Annotated in this window: 14 protein-coding genes; 7 read left to right on the top strand and 7 right to left on the bottom strand. The window is 34.7% G+C overall.

Features of this window, described 5'->3' with window-relative positions:
• Positions 1 to 122 precede the first annotated feature (122 nt).
• The gene (locus tag BM253_RS14420) at positions 123 to 479 is read left to right on the top strand and encodes a hypothetical protein (protein ID WP_091525719.1); all 357 of its coding nucleotides are present in this window, start codon (positions 123 to 125) and stop codon (positions 477 to 479) included.
• Positions 480 to 521: 42 nt separating this feature from the next.
• Here the strand turns inward: BM253_RS14420 and BM253_RS14415 are convergent, their stop codons facing one another.
• Positions 522 to 1205 (bottom strand): sterol desaturase family protein, encoded by a 684-nt coding sequence (locus BM253_RS14415; protein ID WP_091525717.1) that lies wholly within the window; start codon positions 1203 to 1205, stop codon positions 522 to 524.
• A gap of 54 nt (positions 1206 to 1259) precedes the next feature.
• Positions 1260 to 2267, bottom strand: coding sequence for a 3-oxoacyl-ACP synthase III family protein (locus BM253_RS14410; RefSeq protein ID WP_091525715.1), 1008 nt, complete (start codon positions 2265 to 2267; stop codon positions 1260 to 1262).
• A gap of 82 nt (positions 2268 to 2349) precedes the next feature.
• Between BM253_RS14410 and BM253_RS14405 the strand changes: the two genes are divergently transcribed.
• Together BM253_RS14405 and BM253_RS14400 are read left to right on the top strand one after the other, a co-directional pair.
• Positions 2350 to 4773 carry an alpha/beta hydrolase family protein gene (locus tag BM253_RS14405; RefSeq protein WP_091525713.1) on the top strand — a complete coding sequence of 808 codons (2424 nt, stop codon included), beginning with the start codon at positions 2350 to 2352 and terminating at the stop codon, positions 4771 to 4773.
• 114 nt (positions 4774 to 4887) lie between these two features.
• Positions 4888 to 5538 (top strand): class I SAM-dependent methyltransferase, encoded by a 651-nt coding sequence (locus BM253_RS14400; RefSeq protein WP_091525711.1) that lies wholly within the window; start codon positions 4888 to 4890, stop codon positions 5536 to 5538.
• A gap of 160 nt (positions 5539 to 5698) precedes the next feature.
• Here BM253_RS14400 and guaB read toward each other — a convergent pair whose 3' ends face one another.
• From guaB to BM253_RS14375, 5 genes are all read right to left on the bottom strand, one after another.
• Complete coding sequence (guaB, locus tag BM253_RS14395) at positions 5699 to 7171, bottom strand: IMP dehydrogenase (RefSeq protein ID WP_091525708.1); 1473 nt, start codon at positions 7169 to 7171, stop codon at positions 5699 to 5701.
• 59 nt (positions 7172 to 7230) lie between these two features.
• A complete protein-coding gene (locus tag BM253_RS14390) occupies positions 7231 to 8094 on the bottom strand; it encodes a hydroxymethylglutaryl-CoA lyase (protein ID WP_091525706.1) in 864 nt (287 codons plus the stop codon).
• A gap of 60 nt (positions 8095 to 8154) precedes the next feature.
• Entirely contained in the window at positions 8155 to 8784 is a 630-nt protein-coding gene (locus BM253_RS14385) for a LysE family translocator (protein ID WP_091525703.1), read from the bottom strand.
• Entirely contained in the window at positions 8784 to 9803 is a 1020-nt protein-coding gene (locus tag BM253_RS14380) for a quinone-dependent dihydroorotate dehydrogenase (protein ID WP_091525701.1), read from the bottom strand. The genes BM253_RS14385 and BM253_RS14380 overlap by 1 nt, the downstream gene beginning before the upstream one ends.
• 165 nt (positions 9804 to 9968) lie before the next feature.
• A complete protein-coding gene (locus tag BM253_RS14375) occupies positions 9969 to 10658 on the bottom strand; it encodes a DsbA family oxidoreductase (protein ID WP_091525699.1) in 690 nt (229 codons plus the stop codon).
• A 180-nt stretch (positions 10659 to 10838) separates the two neighbouring features.
• On the opposite strand from BM253_RS14375, the gene BM253_RS14370 reads away from it, so the two are divergent.
• From BM253_RS14370 to gcvT, 4 genes are all read left to right on the top strand, one after another.
• Positions 10839 to 11411: a helix-turn-helix domain-containing protein gene (locus BM253_RS14370; protein WP_091525697.1), complete on the top strand. Its 573-nt coding sequence runs from the start codon at positions 10839 to 10841 to the stop codon at positions 11409 to 11411.
• A gap of 23 nt (positions 11412 to 11434) precedes the next feature.
• A complete protein-coding gene (locus BM253_RS14365) occupies positions 11435 to 12760 on the top strand; it encodes a serine hydrolase domain-containing protein (protein WP_091525694.1) in 1326 nt (441 codons plus the stop codon).
• A gap of 83 nt (positions 12761 to 12843) precedes the next feature.
• Entirely contained in the window at positions 12844 to 15246 is a 2403-nt protein-coding gene (locus BM253_RS14360) for a heavy metal translocating P-type ATPase (RefSeq protein WP_091525692.1), read from the top strand.
• A gap of 72 nt (positions 15247 to 15318) precedes the next feature.
• Positions 15319 to 16401: a glycine cleavage system aminomethyltransferase GcvT gene (gene gcvT, locus BM253_RS14355; RefSeq protein WP_091525690.1), complete on the top strand. Its 1083-nt coding sequence runs from the start codon at positions 15319 to 15321 to the stop codon at positions 16399 to 16401.
• The last annotated feature ends 109 nt before the right edge of the window (positions 16402 to 16510 follow it).

Genomic DNA, 16510 nt, shown 5'->3' with positions numbered 1-16510 from the left:
TAATTAATTTTGATTTGATACTTTAACTGAATATTTATCTTATAAATATTTAATAAATAAATATTTTTTGTATTTTTATGGCATTATTTTATTTTTATAATAATTAAACTTAAAAATTTAAGATGAAAAAGATATTTTTCTTTATTGCAATAACAACCTTTTCAACAATTGGCTTTACTTCATGTTCTGGAGACGATTCGGTAGTGGAAATTCCTAATCCTAATCCTAACCCTAATGTTGGTGAACAATTAAGAATTGTTCATAACGGAACATTCAGACCTTTAGGTACTCAAGCAATGTTTCAAGCAATGAGTGGTTCAACTCAAGTAACTGATGCAGTTTTTTATGTTGACGGCAAAGCAATTCCTGGAAGCACTTATACACAATCAACTATTGGTGAAGTTAAAGTACAAGCTCGTAGAGCCGGATATGTAGATAGTGAATTTGTTACCATTCAATTTGCGAAAAAACCATATTAATTATAATCAATTCCTTTTATCTTAATATAAAAAAAGCGAAACCTAAACAGTTTCGCTTTTTGTTTCTTTATCAAACATTAATTCTCTTGATTTTCGTTTGTCGATTTTATCCTTTTTAAAATCGAACATTGTACCAAAAACCTTATCCCATAAAGTATTGCTTACACCAAAACCCAAATTATCGTTTCTGTAATGGTGCAAATGGTGGTTGCGCCATAAAGGCTGTAAAAACTTAAACGGGGGTTCAATTGCGTGAATTAAATAATGCATAGACGCATACATTAACCAACCTAAAATAAAGCCAGGGTAAAACGCAAAGGCATATTTACCAAGAACCATATATTGAATACCGAACAACGCCGCTGCTATTATTAAACTTGGTACGGGTGGCATAAACAAACGTGTTTTATCTTTCGGATAATGGTGGTGGTTTCCGTGCATAATGTAGGCAAACTTTTGCATGCTTTCTTTTTCGCTTATTAAATGAAAAATATAACGGTGTGCAATATATTCAAAAAATGTCCAAAAAAACAAAGCAAAAACAAACACACCAAGCATTGTTATTACAGACATGTTATAATTCACATATCCGTAATAAAAACAGTACATTAAAATAGGTACGTGAATACCCCAGCTTAATGCGGGATGACCTTTGGTTAGAAGTTCTAAAAACGGATTTTTGAACAGTTGTGCCTGTCCTGAATTTTCTACTCTTTGACCTTTCATTACTCTTTTTTTTGAGTTGTAATTTACTAACAACAAATTTAAACTACAAGTTTTTTACCAACGAATTATTGCACTTGCCCATGTAAAACCACTTCCAAACGCTGCAAGTACCACTAAATCACCTTCTTTAATTTTTCCGTTTTCCCACGCTTCAGTTAGTGCAATAGGTACCGATGCCGCTGTTGTATTACCGTATTTCATGATGTTGTTATACACTTGATCATCGGTCAGTTTAAATTTTTGTTGGATAAATTGTGATATACGCAAATTTGCTTGGTGCGGAATTAACATATTGATATCAGAAACCTGCAGATTATTTGCTTGCAATCCTTCATTTATCACTTCTGAAAATCGAACCACGGCATTTTTAAACACAAATTGTCCGTTCATGTGTGGGTAATACGATTCATCTTCCGGATTATTTTCATTAATGATATCGGTAACCCAACGTTTACCCATTCCGGGAGCAATCAATGCCAATTCTTCGGCATGCTCTCCTTCTGAATGTAAGTGAGTAGATAAAATTCCTTTCGATAAATCTTCGGCTCTACTTAAAACCACTGCTCCTGCTCCATCGCCAAAAATCACCGAAACGCCACGTCCACGCGTTGTCATATCCAATCCTTTCGAATGAATTTCAGATCCAACAACCAAAACATTTTTATACATTCCGGTTTTTATGAATTGGTCGGCAACCGAAAGTGCATAAATAAATCCTGAACATTGATTGCGAACATCTAATGCTCCAACCGTTTTTATTCCTAATTCTTTTTGAAGTGTAACTCCGGGACCAGGAAAATAATAATCGGGACTTAAAGTGGCAAATACAATAAAATCAATATCGTTCTTATCAATTCCGGCACGTTCAATAGCAATTTTCGACGCTTTCAATGCCATACCCGAAGTAGTATCTTCCGGTAACACCACATGGCGGCGTTCTTTTATTCCGGTTCGTTCCTGGATCCATTCATCGTTTGTATCCATTAATTTCGATAAATCGTTATTGGTTACAACGTTTTCAGGCACATAAAAGCCCAAACCGTTTATTTTTGAATGATACATATTCATAACTATTTTATATAGGCTAATTTAATTATAATTTCAAACAGATAAAATACTTATTTTTGTAAAAACCCGATTATAAATGAAAAAAATAAAACAAACACTTTTGGCATTATTATTAGCCACTGCGCCTATGATTGCACAAGAAAATATTACGTATCAAAAACCATCGAAAGAAATTTTACAATTGGCAGATTACGATCGCGCCCCAACGGTATCAATGAATACCAATAAAGAATGGATGGTTTTATCGTATAGAAACACTTACAAAAGTCTTGATGAATTAAATCAAGACGAATTGCGTTTGGGTGGTTTGCGTATTAACCCGATAACTAATATTTCGAGCACGGCATCGTTCATCAACAATATCAAAATTAAAAAAACGAACGATAAAACCGAAACCAACGTTAAAGGTTTGCCTGCAAATGCGCTGATAAGCAACGTAACTTGGGCACCTAACGAAACCAAACTGGCTTTTACAAACACTACGGCAACTGGTAACGAATTGTGGATTTTAGATTTACCGACAGCCACTGCAAAAAAACTGACCGATGCCGTTTTAAATGCCAATTTAGGCAACCCAATTACGTGGTATAAAAACAGCAATGAAATGTTGATTAAAGTGATTCCTGCAAACCGTAAAGCATTAATCGACGCTGCAAAGGCAATACCAACCGGACCTATTGTTTCTACTGCCGAAGAAGGTGTGGTTTCGCAAAACAGAACGTATCAGGATTTATTAAAGAATAAAACCGATGAAACGAATTTTGAAACCATTGTAACTTCTGAATTATACACGATTGATTTAAACGGAAACAAAAAACTATTTAAAAAAGCCGATTTATATTCTGGTGAAACTTTTTCGCCCGATGGAAATTACATTTTACTAACAACTATTCAAAAACCGTTTTCGTACTTGGTGCCGTTAAGCCGTTTCCCAATGAAAACAATCGCTTACACGACTGAAGGTAAAGAGGTAAAGTTGGTAAACGATGTTCCTTTAAGCGAAGTGATGCCCAAAGGTTTCATGGCGGTTCGTGAAGGAAAACGCAGCATGAGCTGGAGAGGTGACAAACCTGCGACTTTGTTTTTTGTTGAAGCTTTAGATGGCGGTGATCCTGCCAAAAGTGTAGAAAAACGCGATGCCTTATACACTTGGGAAGCTCCGTTTAAAAATCAGCCTGAGTTACTAACGAAAACCACACAACGTTTTGGAGGAATTGCTTGGGGCGATGATGAAACTGCAATTGTTTACGATCAATGGTACGATACCCGAAACATTAAAACCTATTTGTTCAATCCTTCTAAAAAGTCGGAGTTAGTAACAATATGGGATAGAAATTATCAGGATATTTACAGCGATCCGGGTGATTTTCAAACAAAAAAGAATGATTTTGGAAGATACACACTGCAAAAAGAAAACAACAAACTGTATTTAATTGGCGAAGGTCATACCAAAGAAGGTCAGTTTCCTTTTATCGATGAATTAGATCTGGCTACTTTAAAAACAAACCGTTTGTATCAATCGAACCTTACAGATCGTATCGAATCGATTTCTGAAATTATTGATATTAAAAAAGGTGATGTTTTGGTAAATATTCAATCTAAAAACGATTATCCGAATTACTATTTCCGCAACATCAAATCTAAAAAAGATTTAAAGCAGATTACCTTCAACAAAAATCCGTTCGAAAGTATTAAAGATGTTCATAAAGAAGTAATTAAGTACAAACGTAAAGACGGTGTTGAATTGTCTGGAACGTTGTATTTACCTGCTGGTTACGATCGTAAAAATCACAAGCAAAAACTGCCTTTGTTAATTTGGGCGTATCCTGCAGAATATAAAGACAAAAATAGTGCGGGTCAATCGTCTGCAAATCCTAACGAATTCACGTTTCCTTACTACGGATCGTTTGTTTATTGGGCTGCAAAAGGTTACGCGGTTTTAGACGATGCTGCTTTCCCGATTATTGGCGAAGGAACGCAAGAACCTAACGACACATTTATTGAGCAATTAGCAATGAATGCTGAAGCTGCGATTGATGCTGTTGATAAATTAGGATATATTGACAGAACACGTGTTGGTGTTGGCGGACATTCGTACGGAGCGTTCATGACAGCGAATTTACTAGCACACACCAAACTTTTTGCTTGTGGAATCGCGCGTTCTGGCGCGTATAACAGAACGTTAACTCCGTTTGGTTTTCAAAGCGAACAACGTAATTATTGGGAAGTTCCTAATGTTTACAACACCATGTCGCCTTTCATGAATGCTGAAAAAATGAAAACACCAATGTTATTGGTTCATGGTGAAGCAGATAACAATCCGGGAACTTTCACGTTACAAACCGAACGTTATTTTCAAGCCTTGAAAGGTTTAGGAGCACCGGTACGTATGGTAATTTTACCGAAAGAAAGTCACAGTTATGTTGCTAAAGAAAACATTTTACACCTACTTTGGGAACAAGAACAGTTTTTAGATAAACATTTAAAGAATAAAAAATAATACTTTATAGAAAACGCCGGCAATTGTCGGCGTTTCTTAATTATATAACACTTTTTAGAAATAATGTAAATGCAAAATTGAAATTATCAATAACTTTAAACCAAACGATTTTTTATGAAAGACGATTTAAAGGATTTAGCTAAACAATTGGGAAATCCGGAAGGCGAAACAGGAATTGAAGTCGCAAATATGATGAACGCAACCAATATTGGTATGACTAAACACACCATTACATCTTTAAATTTAGATAAGAATGATATTGTTTTGGAATTAGGTCACGGCAATTGCGGGCATTTACCTTTTTTAATGAATCAAGCGAAGAATTTAAAGTATTTCGGATTAGAAATTTCTGAATTGATGCAACAGGAAGCAACAAAGTCAAATCAAAATTATATTGAAAACAATTCCGCTAAATTTGAATTATACAACGGAACTGAAATTCCTTTTGATGACGCAGCCTTCGATAAGATTTTCACAGTTAATACCCTTTACTTCTGGAAAAACCCAGATTTGCTTTTAAATGAAATTTATCGGGTTCTAAAACCAAACGGTATTTTCGCATTAACTTTCGCCGATAAATCGTTTATGGACAAACTACCGTTTACACCTTTTGGCTTCAACCTTTACAGTTTAAAAGATGCAGAAGAATTATTACAGAAAAATCAATTTAAAATTCTAAATAGTATTTCACAAACCGAACAAGTTTCCAGCAAAACAAACGAAATGGTTAATCGTAGTTTTTTTACGGTTTTGGTTAAGAAGTGATTTATTTTAACAGCAGAGTTAAGAAAGATACTTACGAATTTCGTGTTTAAGCTTAACACTACATTGTTTTTTACTTTGCGCTCTATAAAAATGCCCCAAATAGTGTCTAACTTTTTTGGGGCATGTTCATTTGATCGGATTTTGTATTTATGTATTGTAATTATCTCGAATAATTCGGAGCTTCCTTTGTAATGGTAACATTATGCGGATGAGATTCACCGATACCTGATGCTGTTAACTGAACAAAACGAGCAGTTTCTTGCAACGTTGGAATATCTTTAGCACCGCAATAACCCATTCCGGCACGCAAACCACCAATAAACTGCGTCATTGATTCATTTAATTCGCCTTTGTAAGGAACACGCCCTTCAATTCCCTCTGGAACCAGTTTCTTCACATCGTCTTCCACATCTTGGAAATAACGATCTTTAGAACCATGTTTCATAGATTCTACTGAACCCATTCCACGGTATGTTTTAAATTTACGACCTTCGAAAATAATGGTTTCACCCGGAGATTCTTTTGTTCCTGCCAACATAGATCCTAACATAACACAGTCTGCACCTGCACCCAATGCTTTAGGAATATCCCCTGTATAACGCAAACCACCATCGGCAATAACAGGTACACCTGTTCCTTTTAAAGCTGCAGCAACTTCCATCACCGCAGAAAACTGAGGGAAACCAACACCTGCCACAACTCGAGTTGTACAGATCGATCCTGGACCAATACCTACTTTAACAGCATCGGCACCTGCTTCTGCCAAATACAAAGCAGCTTCTGCAGTAGCAATATTTCCTACTACTACATCAATTTCTGGGAATGCAGCTTTTACTTCTTTCAAAGTATTTACAACACCTTTTGTATGTCCGTGTGCTGTATCAATAATCAAGGCATCAACACCGGCAGCAACCAACGCTTTTGCACGATCAACCGCATCTGCAGTTACACCTAGAGCAGCTGCAACTCGTAAACGACCAAATTTATCTTTGTTTGCGTTTGGTTTTAAGGTTAGTTTGGTAATATCACGGAAAGTAATTAATCCTACCAATTTATAATCGCCATTAACAACTGGCAATTTTTCTATTTTGTTTTCCTGAAGAATTTGTTCAGCATCTGCCAACGTTGTTCCTTCTAAAGCAGTAACCAATTTATCAACCGTCATTACTTCTAAAATAGAACGATCGTTCTTTTTCTCGAAACGTAAATCTCTGTTTGTTACAATTCCCTTTAAAATTTGGTTTTCGTCAACCACAGGAATTCCGCCAATACCGTTCTCTCTCATCGCCGTCTTCGCATCACCAACAGTTGCGTTTAAAGGTAACGTTACAGGATCAATGATCATACCCGATTCTGCACGTTTTACTTTACGAACTTCCTGTGCCTGTTGTTCAACCGTCATGTTTTTGTGCAAAACGCCGATTCCACCTTCACGAGCCATAGCAATTGCCATAGCACTTTCTGTTACGGTATCCATTGCAGCTGAAATTACAGGAACGTTTAAGGTAATGTTTCTTGTGAATTTTGATTGAATGCTTACTTCGCGAGGTAATATTTCTGAGTAAGCAGGTATTAAAAGTACGTCGTCATAGGTTAATCCTTGTCCGACAATTTTAGTTGTGTGTGCTTTCATGTTGCAATTGTAGTTGAATTGCATGCGAATTTAATGATTTTTTGCGATATAATAAAATTTTAGTGATAAAAATTAAATATCTTCAACGCTTCGTTATAAGCAGCTTCAAAAGAAGTCATCTGAACGTTGGTCGCAGCTTTATTTGCCGTAAAATAACTCAACATTTTTTCGGTAGGCATATTTCCTGTTAAATCATCTTTTGCCATTGGACAGCCACCAAATCCTTTAATAGCTCCATCAAAACGAATACAGCCTGCTTTATAGGCAGCATCAACTTTTTCGAACCAAGCATCTGGAGTAGTATGCAAATGTGCACCAAATTCAATATTAGGATATTTAGGTATCAAATTAGAAAAAAGATAATCAATATCTTCTGCAGTGGAAGATCCAACAGTATCAGAAAGCGACAAAATAGTCACACCCATATTCGCCAGTTTTTCTGTCCATTCGCCCACAATATCAACATTCCAAGGATCACCATACGGATTTCCGAAGCCCATAGAAAGATATGCAACAACCTCTTTATTGGTTTTATTGGCGATTTCTAAAATTTCTTGTAAGGTAACGATAGATTCTGCAATGGTTTTATGCGTATTGCGCATTTGAAAATTCTCTGAAATAGAAAAAGGAAAACCCAAATACTGAATTTCGTTATGAACCGATGCCATTTCGGCACCTTTTGTATTTGCAATAATAGCCAGTAATTTTGTTTTGGTTTCCGATAGATCCAACTGTGCCAGAACTTCGGCAGTATCCTGCATTTGCGGAATGGCTTTAGGAGAAACGAAACTTCCGAAATCTAATGTATCAAAACCACAACGCAACAACGATTGAATGTATTGAACCTTTTGTTCGGTAGGAATAAACATTTTAATGCCTTGCATGGCATCGCGCGGACATTCTATTATTTTTACTGGCTTCATAAGTTTCAAAGATAATAGAAAGATAAAATATCTGCAAAAAAATAAACAATTAATGTTTAGCTATTTAATCCACATAAATACGATAAGGGCAATAAAAACAGCGATCTGAAAATAATTCATATACCCTTGAACGTATCTGTTTTTAATTAAGAATTTGCTGACGTAGCCACTTAAAACAGCGATCAAACAAAATACAATAAAAGCTTGCAACATAAAGATACTGCCCAATGTGTAAACTTGCATTTTGATGTTACCTAATTCGGGATGTAAAAACGAAGGAAATAACGACAAAAAGAACAGCATGATTTTCGGGTTTAAAATATTCATGATTAAACCTTGCTGAACTTGTTGAAACACGTTGCTTCGTGAAATTGAAGTTTTATCAACTTCAACTGTTATGGGTTCAATTGGAGCTTTATATAAAAAGTAGATGATTCGAAGTAAATACGCCGTTCCGAAAACTTTTATGGCGATAAACAACCACGGAATGGCAACAATTAAGGTTGATATTCCAAACGCCAACAATGTGGTATGAAACAGTAAACCTGAACTTAAACCTATTGCGGTTGCAATACCAAACTGTTTTCCTTTGGCTAAACTTGTAGATAAAACATACATTATATCGGGTCCCGGCGAAATGGTTAACGCCAAACTTGTTAAAAAGAACGATATAATGATTTCTAACGTCATTAACTGCGTTTTAAAATAGCTTGATTGATTTCTTTAATCAAGGCAGGACCTTCGTAAATAAAGCCTGTGTAAATTTGAACCAAATCCGCACCGGCATCTAACTTTTCTAAGGCATCGGCAGCAGAATGAATTCCGCCTACACCGATTATAGGGAATGATTTATTGCTTTTTTCTGACAGAAAACGAATGACCTCGGTTGATCTTTTGGCCAATGGTTTTCCTGATAATCCGCCAACTTCAACTTTATTTGCAGATTGTAATCCATCACGCGAAATGGTAGTATTTGTAGCAATTACTCCGGCAATTTTAGTATCGCCTATAATATCGATAATATCCAACAATTGCTCATTGGTTAAATCGGGAGCGATTTTTAACAAAATCGGTTTTTGTTTTGGTTGCTGAAGATTTTTGTTTTGTAAAGTCGATAACAATTCAGTTAACGGTTCTTTATCTTGTAAAGCTCGTAAATTCGGCGTATTTGGAGAACTTACATTTACAACGAAATAATCAACATACGGATACAAAGCATCGAAACAGATCATGTAATCGTTTACGGCTTCTTCGTTTGGAGTGACTTTGTTTTTACCGATGTTTCCACCAATTAAAACGCCTTTGTTCTGCTTTAAACGCTCAATTGCCAAATCAATTCCGCCATTGTTAAAGCCCATTCTGTTGATAATTCCTGAATCTTCTTTTAAACGGAACAAACGCTTTTTAGGATTTCCCTCTTGTGGTTTTGGAGTAATGGTTCCTATTTCGATAAATCCGAAACCAAACGCGTCTAATTCGTTATAAATTTTTGCATCTTTATCTAATCCTGCAGCCAAACCAACCGGATTTTTAAATTTCAAGCCAAAAACTTCTCGTTCCAATCTTTTGTCGTTTACCTGATAAATCGATTTAAAAACCGATTTCATACCCGGAATGGCGTGCATGGTTTTTATCATTGAAAAAGTAAAATGATGCACTTTTTCTGGATCACATTTGAATAAAAGCGGACGAATTATTGACTTGTACATGATTGCATAATTTAAAGCTTTGCAAAAGTAGTTTTTTTGAAATCAAATTAAAAGATTTAATAATTGAAAGATTTAAAAAGGCTGTTTGTTTAAAAAAAAAAACTACAAGATTATTGAAATCTTGCAGGTTTAAACTTTAGGCTTTAAACTTTGAACTTAAAAAATTTACTCACAGCCATCAATTGTACAAGATTCTCCTTCTGCTGAATTATTCGCGTTAGTTTCATTGTAAGTTTGCGTTAAAGCTTCAACAAACAAATCTACAGGTTGTGCACCCGAAAGGGTGTATTTATCGTTCAACAGAAAAAACGGAATGCCGGTAACGCCAATATTTCTGGCTTCTAAAATATCTTGTTTAACTTCATAATCAAACGAATCGGAATTTAAAACATATTGCGCTTGATCGCTATCCAAACCTAATTCTTCGGCAATATTTACCAATACGTCGTGATCGGCAACATTTTTTCCGTCGATAAAATACGCATGAAACAACAATTCTTCTGCTTCATTCGCCTTATTACTTTTTGCTGCAAAATGGATCAGTTTGTGTGCCGAAAAGGTGTTTGCAACAATCGCATTTTCTATATTAAAACCAATGCCCACCTGTTTGCCCATATCTTTTATACGCATTTGCATTTGTTCGATCTGTGCAATGGGCATTCTTTTACGTTTGGCAAGGTATTCGTTAATTGTTTTTGAACCCGATGTTTCACTCAATTCCGGATCTAACTGGTAACTTTTCCATTCTACTTCTACCTCATCTTTAAAAGTAAGTTTTTCTAAAGCGGCTTCAAAATTTTTCTTTCCTATATAACAAAACGGACACATGATATCCGACCAAATCTGTACTTTCATTTTAATTAGTTTTACTCAAATTTACGGCTTCAATATTAATTTTCTATGAAATTTCTGCCAAATATTTCTGCTGAAAAATAAAAGCGTAATTTTGTTTGTTGAACGAAATAAACCCTAAATAATTTGAAAAACCGAGGGGTTTATGATATATTTGAAAAAATCACAATAAAAGTAAGATTTATGAAAACCCTACGTATTAAAAACATGGTTTGCCCGCGATGTATTATGGTTATTGAAAAAACGATGGAAGATTTAGGTTACGATTTAAATGACGTAGATTTAGGAATGATTGAATTTCACGAGCCAATTACACTTGCTGACCGCGATAAAATTCAAAATGCCATTACACCTTTAGGTTTTGAAATATTGAGCGATAGAAAAAGTATGCTGATTGAACGTATTAAAAATCAGATCATTGAGTTGGTTTCTAAAGATATGAACGATTTAACTATTACGCTTTCTGAATATTTATCAAGTAAATTACAAACAGAATATCATACGTTAAGTTCATTATTCTCTAATCAAGAATCGCAGACTATTGAACAATACTACATTCTTCAAAAAATAGAAAAGGTAAAGGAATTATTGGTTTACGATGAATTAACGTTAAGTGAAATTGCCTACAAAATGAATTACAGTTCGGTTGGGCATTTAAGTAATCAGTTTAAAAAAGTAACCGGTTTGGCACCAACACATTTTAAAGAAATTAAAGTTTTTAAAGAAGAAGTTTTACAAAATACCGAAACTAAATAAAACCTTTTATTAGCCCTAAAAAAATGAATAAACATTTCTACATTCTATTAATTTTCTTTTTAATTTTAGGAAATAAACAGGGTTTGGGTCAACAAAAACTAAATAACTATATTGACCACCTCTTTAATAATCAGAAGTTTATGGGAAGTGTAGCAATTTCCCATAACGATAGTATTATTTACTCAAAATATGTTGGTTATATAAATATTGATTCTAAAGAAGAAATAAATCAAGATACAAAATTTCGTATCGGTTCTGTTACAAAAACTTTTACAGCCACTTTGATTATAAAAGCCATTGAAGAGGGAAAACTGAAATTTAGCGACAAACTAGAGAAATACTATCCTGAAATAAAAAATGCTGATAAAATTACCATTGAACAATTATTAAAACATCGTTCAGGAATATATAATTTTACTGAAAAGACAATAAGTAAGGAATGGGAACAAGACTATCACTCGGAAAAAGAATTTTTGGAATACATTGCCAATGATGAAAGTGATTTTGAACCTGAAACAGAGTATAAGTATAGTAATACTAATTATGCGTTGTTGGGATTTATATTACAAAAAGTTTATCATAAATCTTTTGCAGATATACTTGATGAAAAAATATGTAAGCCTCTTCAATTGAAAAATACATATTATACTTATGAAGTTGATCCTTCAAAAAACGAAGCCTTATCTTATAATATTCAAAATACATATATTAGAAATTCTAAAATAAATTTTTCAAATCATCCAGGAAGTGGTGGAATCGCTTCAACGGTAACAGATCTTAATAAATTTATCTTTGCTCTCTTCAATGAAAAGTTAATCTCTAAACAAAGCCTTGAACAAATGCTACCTAAAGAAAAAGGAGCTTACGGAATGGGTATTGAAAAACTTACTTTTGACAATCCTATAGGATACACACATAACGGAAGAATAGAAAATTATTTTTCAGAATATTTATATTTTCCAGAAGAGAATTTGGGTATTGTTACTTTGTCAAATGCAATAAATGTAAATATTGGAATGATTGATATTGCTTTATTAAAATCTGCTTATGGACAACAACCCGAACTACCTAATTTTAATAAAATTGCGGAAATTACTGAAGAAGAGTTCAATAAAATTAAAGGTACTTATTTTTTAGCAGAGAGTAACAACAATCAATCTATAACGATTTCTTCTGATGGAGAATTCTTATTTTTTCAAGATTCACGAGCTGGTCAAATGTATGTTCCTTTTGAATATAAAGAGGAGAATACTTTTCAATATGAGAATGCTATTTTACATTTCATTCCTAGTAAAAAAGAAGTTCATTTAGATCAAAATAATATTAAAAAGATTTATGTAAAAGGTTAATCGAAAATTATACAAACCTTTTTTGCAATTGTGTAAGTCGGTTTTTAGGTATTGGTTGTAATTTTACAGAAAGAAGTAAAATTATGAAAACCCGATATAAAATAAACGAAATGACGTGTAGCGGCTGCCAAGCCAAAGTTACCGAAGCGTTGCAAACCATTGCCGATAAAGTCGAAGTCAGTCTGAATCCTGCCGAAGCTATTATAGAATCAAACAAACCAATCGCGTTAGAAGATTTACAACACGCACTTTCGCATAAAGGTCCGTACACGATTCAGGAAATTACTGTAAATAAAGACGGATCCGAAGAACTTTCAGAAATCGCGCATCATGCCGTACACAATCACAACAATCATAACGAACCCCCAAAGCAATTAGAACATTTAGCCGGTAAATATTATTGCCCTATGTTGTGCGAAGGCGATAAGGTTTACGACAGTAATGTAGGTTGTCCGGTTTGTGGAATGGATCTGGTACAAATTGGCGGATCAACCAATAATAATGATGAATCAAATCACCTAAAAAAACTATTGATACAATCGGCTGCTATAACTATTCCTGTGTTTTTTATTGCCATGTTTGGTATGAGTCACGATAGTTTTATCTACAAAATAATTCCTTTTAACATTGCACTTTGGTTACAGTTTATTGGCACAACCGCTGTATTGTTTTTGGGTAGAAAATACTTAAAACGAGCATACATTTCCTTTAAAACTTGGAATTTAAACATGTTCAGTTTAATTGGTTTGGGTGCGGTTGCGGCTTACATTTTCTCGGTTTATGTGCTTTTAAATCCGCATGCATTTCATACAAACGATCATTTACCGATTTATTTTGAAAGCGTTGCCGTGATTTTTACACTGATGATTTTGGGACAATGGTTAGAAGCTCGGGCGCATCAGAAAACAAAATCGTCGTTAGAACATTTACTGAACCTTGTTCCGCAGAAAGCTACTGTTTTAATCAATGGAAATTCAACCGAAATTGACATTAATAAAGTACAGATTAACGATGAATTGTTGGTTAAACCCGGCGAAAAAATTCCAGTTGACGGTATCATTCTATCCGGAAAAACATCTGTAAACGAAGCCTTGCTAACCGGCGAACCTTTACCTGTAAACAAAAAAGAAAACGATGAGGTTTTAGCAGGAAGTATCAATACCGATCAGTCTTTTACCATGAAAGCAACCCGAATTGGGCAATCAACAACCATTGCACAAATTATAGAAATGGTAAATAAAGCCAGCCTTTCACGCGCACCAATTCAGCGTTTAGCCGATAAAATTTCGGGTTATTTTGTACCTATCGTCGTTTTAATTGCCGTTTGTACCTTTATTTACTGGGGATTTTTTTCCGCCGAAGCATCGCTTTTATTCGGTTTACAAAACGCTATTTCGGTATTAATCATCGCGTGTCCGTGTGCGTTGGGCTTGGCAACTCCGGTTTCAATTTCGGTGGGAATTGGCAAAGGAGCCGAATATGGAATCCTGATAAAAAAAGCTGAAGCATTGGAATTGTTACAGAAAACGAATGTAATTATTACCGATAAAACCGGAACGCTGACCGAAGGAAAACCATCGTTAGAACAAATTATTCCGCTAAAAGATTTTTCGGAAGAAGAATTGATCAAAATTACTGCCGATTTAAATGCAAGCAGCGAACACCCAATTGCCAAAGCATTTACCGATAAAGCAAAAGAACGAAATCTCGACTTTAAACCATCGAAAATGGTGGCGAATGTTCAAGGGAAAGGAATACAAGGAATGGTGAACGGCAAAAAAATCTTATTAGGAAACGAAGCATTGCTAAATCAAAATCAGTTAGAAATAGCAACAGAAATTAAATCGAAAGTAACCGAAATTCAAAATCAAGGGAAAACGGTTTCCTACATCGCCATAAATAATGAATTGGTTGGTTTGGCAGTTATTCATGATGCTGTAAAACCCGAAGTAAAAGAAACAATTGAGTATCTTCATTCAAAAAACATAAAAATCATCATGTTAACGGGCGATCATCAGCTAACTGCAAACGCTATTGCAAAACAAGTGGGAATTGATGAAATTTTTGCGCAACAGCTTCCGCAAGATAAATTAGCAATGATCGAATCGATCCAAAAAGAAGGAAAAATCATAACCATGATTGGTGATGGAATTAACGATGCACCCGCATTGGCAAAAGCCGATATTGGTATCGCAATGGGCAACGGATCAGATCTGGCGCAAGATTTTGCAAAAATCACACTGCTAAACAGTTCATTTTCTAACCTAAAAAAAGCATATAATTTAAGTAAACGTGTAATGAAAAACATTCAGCAAAATCTGTTCTTCGCCTTTATTTACAATGTCATCGGTATTGCGGTTGCTGCGGGAGTTCTATATTACGCTACTGGAATGCTGCTTTCCCCTATGATTGCCGCTTTGGCAATGTGCTTAAGTTCGGTATCGGTTATTGGAAATGCGGTGCGTTTGCGAAATGTAAAATTATAAAATCAATAAAATTGTTAATCGTTTAAAATTGATGTAATTTCGCTGGGTAAAAATTAATATCAATCAACAAATATGAAACAAGTACCTTTAAATGACGTTCACGTTGCTTTAGGAGCAAAAATGGTTCCTTTCGCAGGATTTAATATGCCGGTTCAATACGAAGGCGTTAATATTGAGCATGAAACGGTAAGAAACAATGTGGGTGTTTTTGATGTATCGCACATGGGATTATTTAAAATTTCGGGAGATAAAGCTTTAGATTTGGTTCAAAGAGTAACATCTAACGACGCTTCTGTTTTGGTTCCTGGAAAAGCGCAATACAGCTATTTACCTAATGATAAAGGTGGAATTGTTGACGATATTATTACTTATAAAGTTAGCGATAACGAATATTTAATGGTTGTAAATGCATCGAACATCGATAAAGATTTCGAATGGATTTCTTCTCAAAACTCAATGAATGCTGCGTTTGAAAATTTATCAGATCAATATTCATTATTGGCAATTCAAGGTCCAAAGGCAAACGAAGCTATGCAAAGTTTAACAAATGTTGATTTGGCTAACTTAAAGTTTTATACATTTGAAGTTGGAACTTTTGCAGGTAAAGAAAACGTTATTGTTTCGGCAACAGGTTATACAGGATCGGGCGGAATTGAAATTTATGCTAAAAACGAAGATGTTGTTCATATTTGGAACGAAGTGTTGAAAGCAGGCGAACAATTCGGAATTAAACCTATTGGTTTGGCAGCACGCGATACGTTACGTTTAGAAATGGGGTATTGTTTATACGGAAACGAAATTAACGATACCACTTCGCCAATTGCAGCAGGTTTAGGTTGGGTTACAAAATTCACGAAAGATTTTGTAAACAGCGAAAACATTAAAGCCGATAAAGAAAACGGTGTTGCTACAAAATTAATCGGTTTTGAATTGATCGATCGCGGAATTCCACGTCACGATTACGAAATTGTTGATGCAGAAGGAAACGTTATTGGTCATGTTACTTCAGGAACGCAGTCACCATCTTTAAACAAAGGCGTGGGAATGGGTTATGTAAACAAAGAATTTGCAAAAGAAGGATCAGAGATTTTTATCCGCATCCGTAAAAACGATGTAAAAGCACAAGTTGTTAAAACACCTTTTTATAAGAAATAAGAATATCACAATAAAAAGAAGGTGTCTAAAAAGGTCACCTTCTTTTGTTTATAACGATTTTTTTATAATATCTATTTTTATTAAGCAGCGAGAAGTTCAAGACTTCTCA

It is taken from the genome of Paenimyroides ummariense, assembly GCF_900115115.1.
GTDB classification, from domain to species: Bacteria; Bacteroidota; Bacteroidia; order Flavobacteriales; family Flavobacteriaceae; genus Flavobacterium; species Flavobacterium ummariense.
Note: the sequence above shows the minus strand (reverse complement) of the source record. Positions and strands in the feature narration are given on the sequence as shown.

Excerpts from the sequence above, each read along its gene's own strand:
- BM253_RS14380 (WP_091525701.1), bottom strand. The coding sequence starts at position 9,803 with ATGTACAAGTCAATAATTCGTCCGCTTTTATTCAAATGTGATCCAGAA.
- BM253_RS14400 (WP_091525711.1), top strand. The coding sequence starts at position 4,888 with ATGAAAGACGATTTAAAGGATTTAGCTAAACAATTGGGAAATCCGGAA.
- BM253_RS14370 (WP_091525697.1), top strand. The coding sequence starts at position 10,839 with ATGAAAACCCTACGTATTAAAAACATGGTTTGCCCGCGATGTATTATG.
- guaB (WP_091525708.1), bottom strand. The coding sequence starts at position 7,171 with ATGAAAGCACACACAACTAAAATTGTCGGACAAGGATTAACCTATGAC.
- BM253_RS14365 (WP_091525694.1), top strand. The coding sequence starts at position 11,435 with ATGAATAAACATTTCTACATTCTATTAATTTTCTTTTTAATTTTAGGA.
- BM253_RS14420 (WP_091525719.1), top strand. The coding sequence starts at position 123 with ATGAAAAAGATATTTTTCTTTATTGCAATAACAACCTTTTCAACAATT.
- BM253_RS14410 (WP_091525715.1), bottom strand. The coding sequence starts at position 2,267 with ATGTATCATTCAAAAATAAACGGTTTGGGCTTTTATGTGCCTGAAAAC.
- gcvT (WP_091525690.1), top strand. The coding sequence starts at position 15,319 with ATGAAACAAGTACCTTTAAATGACGTTCACGTTGCTTTAGGAGCAAAA.
- BM253_RS14360 (WP_091525692.1), top strand. The coding sequence starts at position 12,844 with ATGAAAACCCGATATAAAATAAACGAAATGACGTGTAGCGGCTGCCAA.
- BM253_RS14390 (WP_091525706.1), bottom strand. The coding sequence starts at position 8,094 with ATGAAGCCAGTAAAAATAATAGAATGTCCGCGCGATGCCATGCAAGGC.
- BM253_RS14415 (WP_091525717.1), bottom strand. The coding sequence starts at position 1,205 with ATGAAAGGTCAAAGAGTAGAAAATTCAGGACAGGCACAACTGTTCAAA.
- BM253_RS14375 (WP_091525699.1), bottom strand. The coding sequence starts at position 10,658 with ATGAAAGTACAGATTTGGTCGGATATCATGTGTCCGTTTTGTTATATA.
- BM253_RS14405 (WP_091525713.1), top strand. The coding sequence starts at position 2,350 with ATGAAAAAAATAAAACAAACACTTTTGGCATTATTATTAGCCACTGCG.
- BM253_RS14385 (WP_091525703.1), bottom strand. The coding sequence starts at position 8,784 with ATGACGTTAGAAATCATTATATCGTTCTTTTTAACAAGTTTGGCGTTA.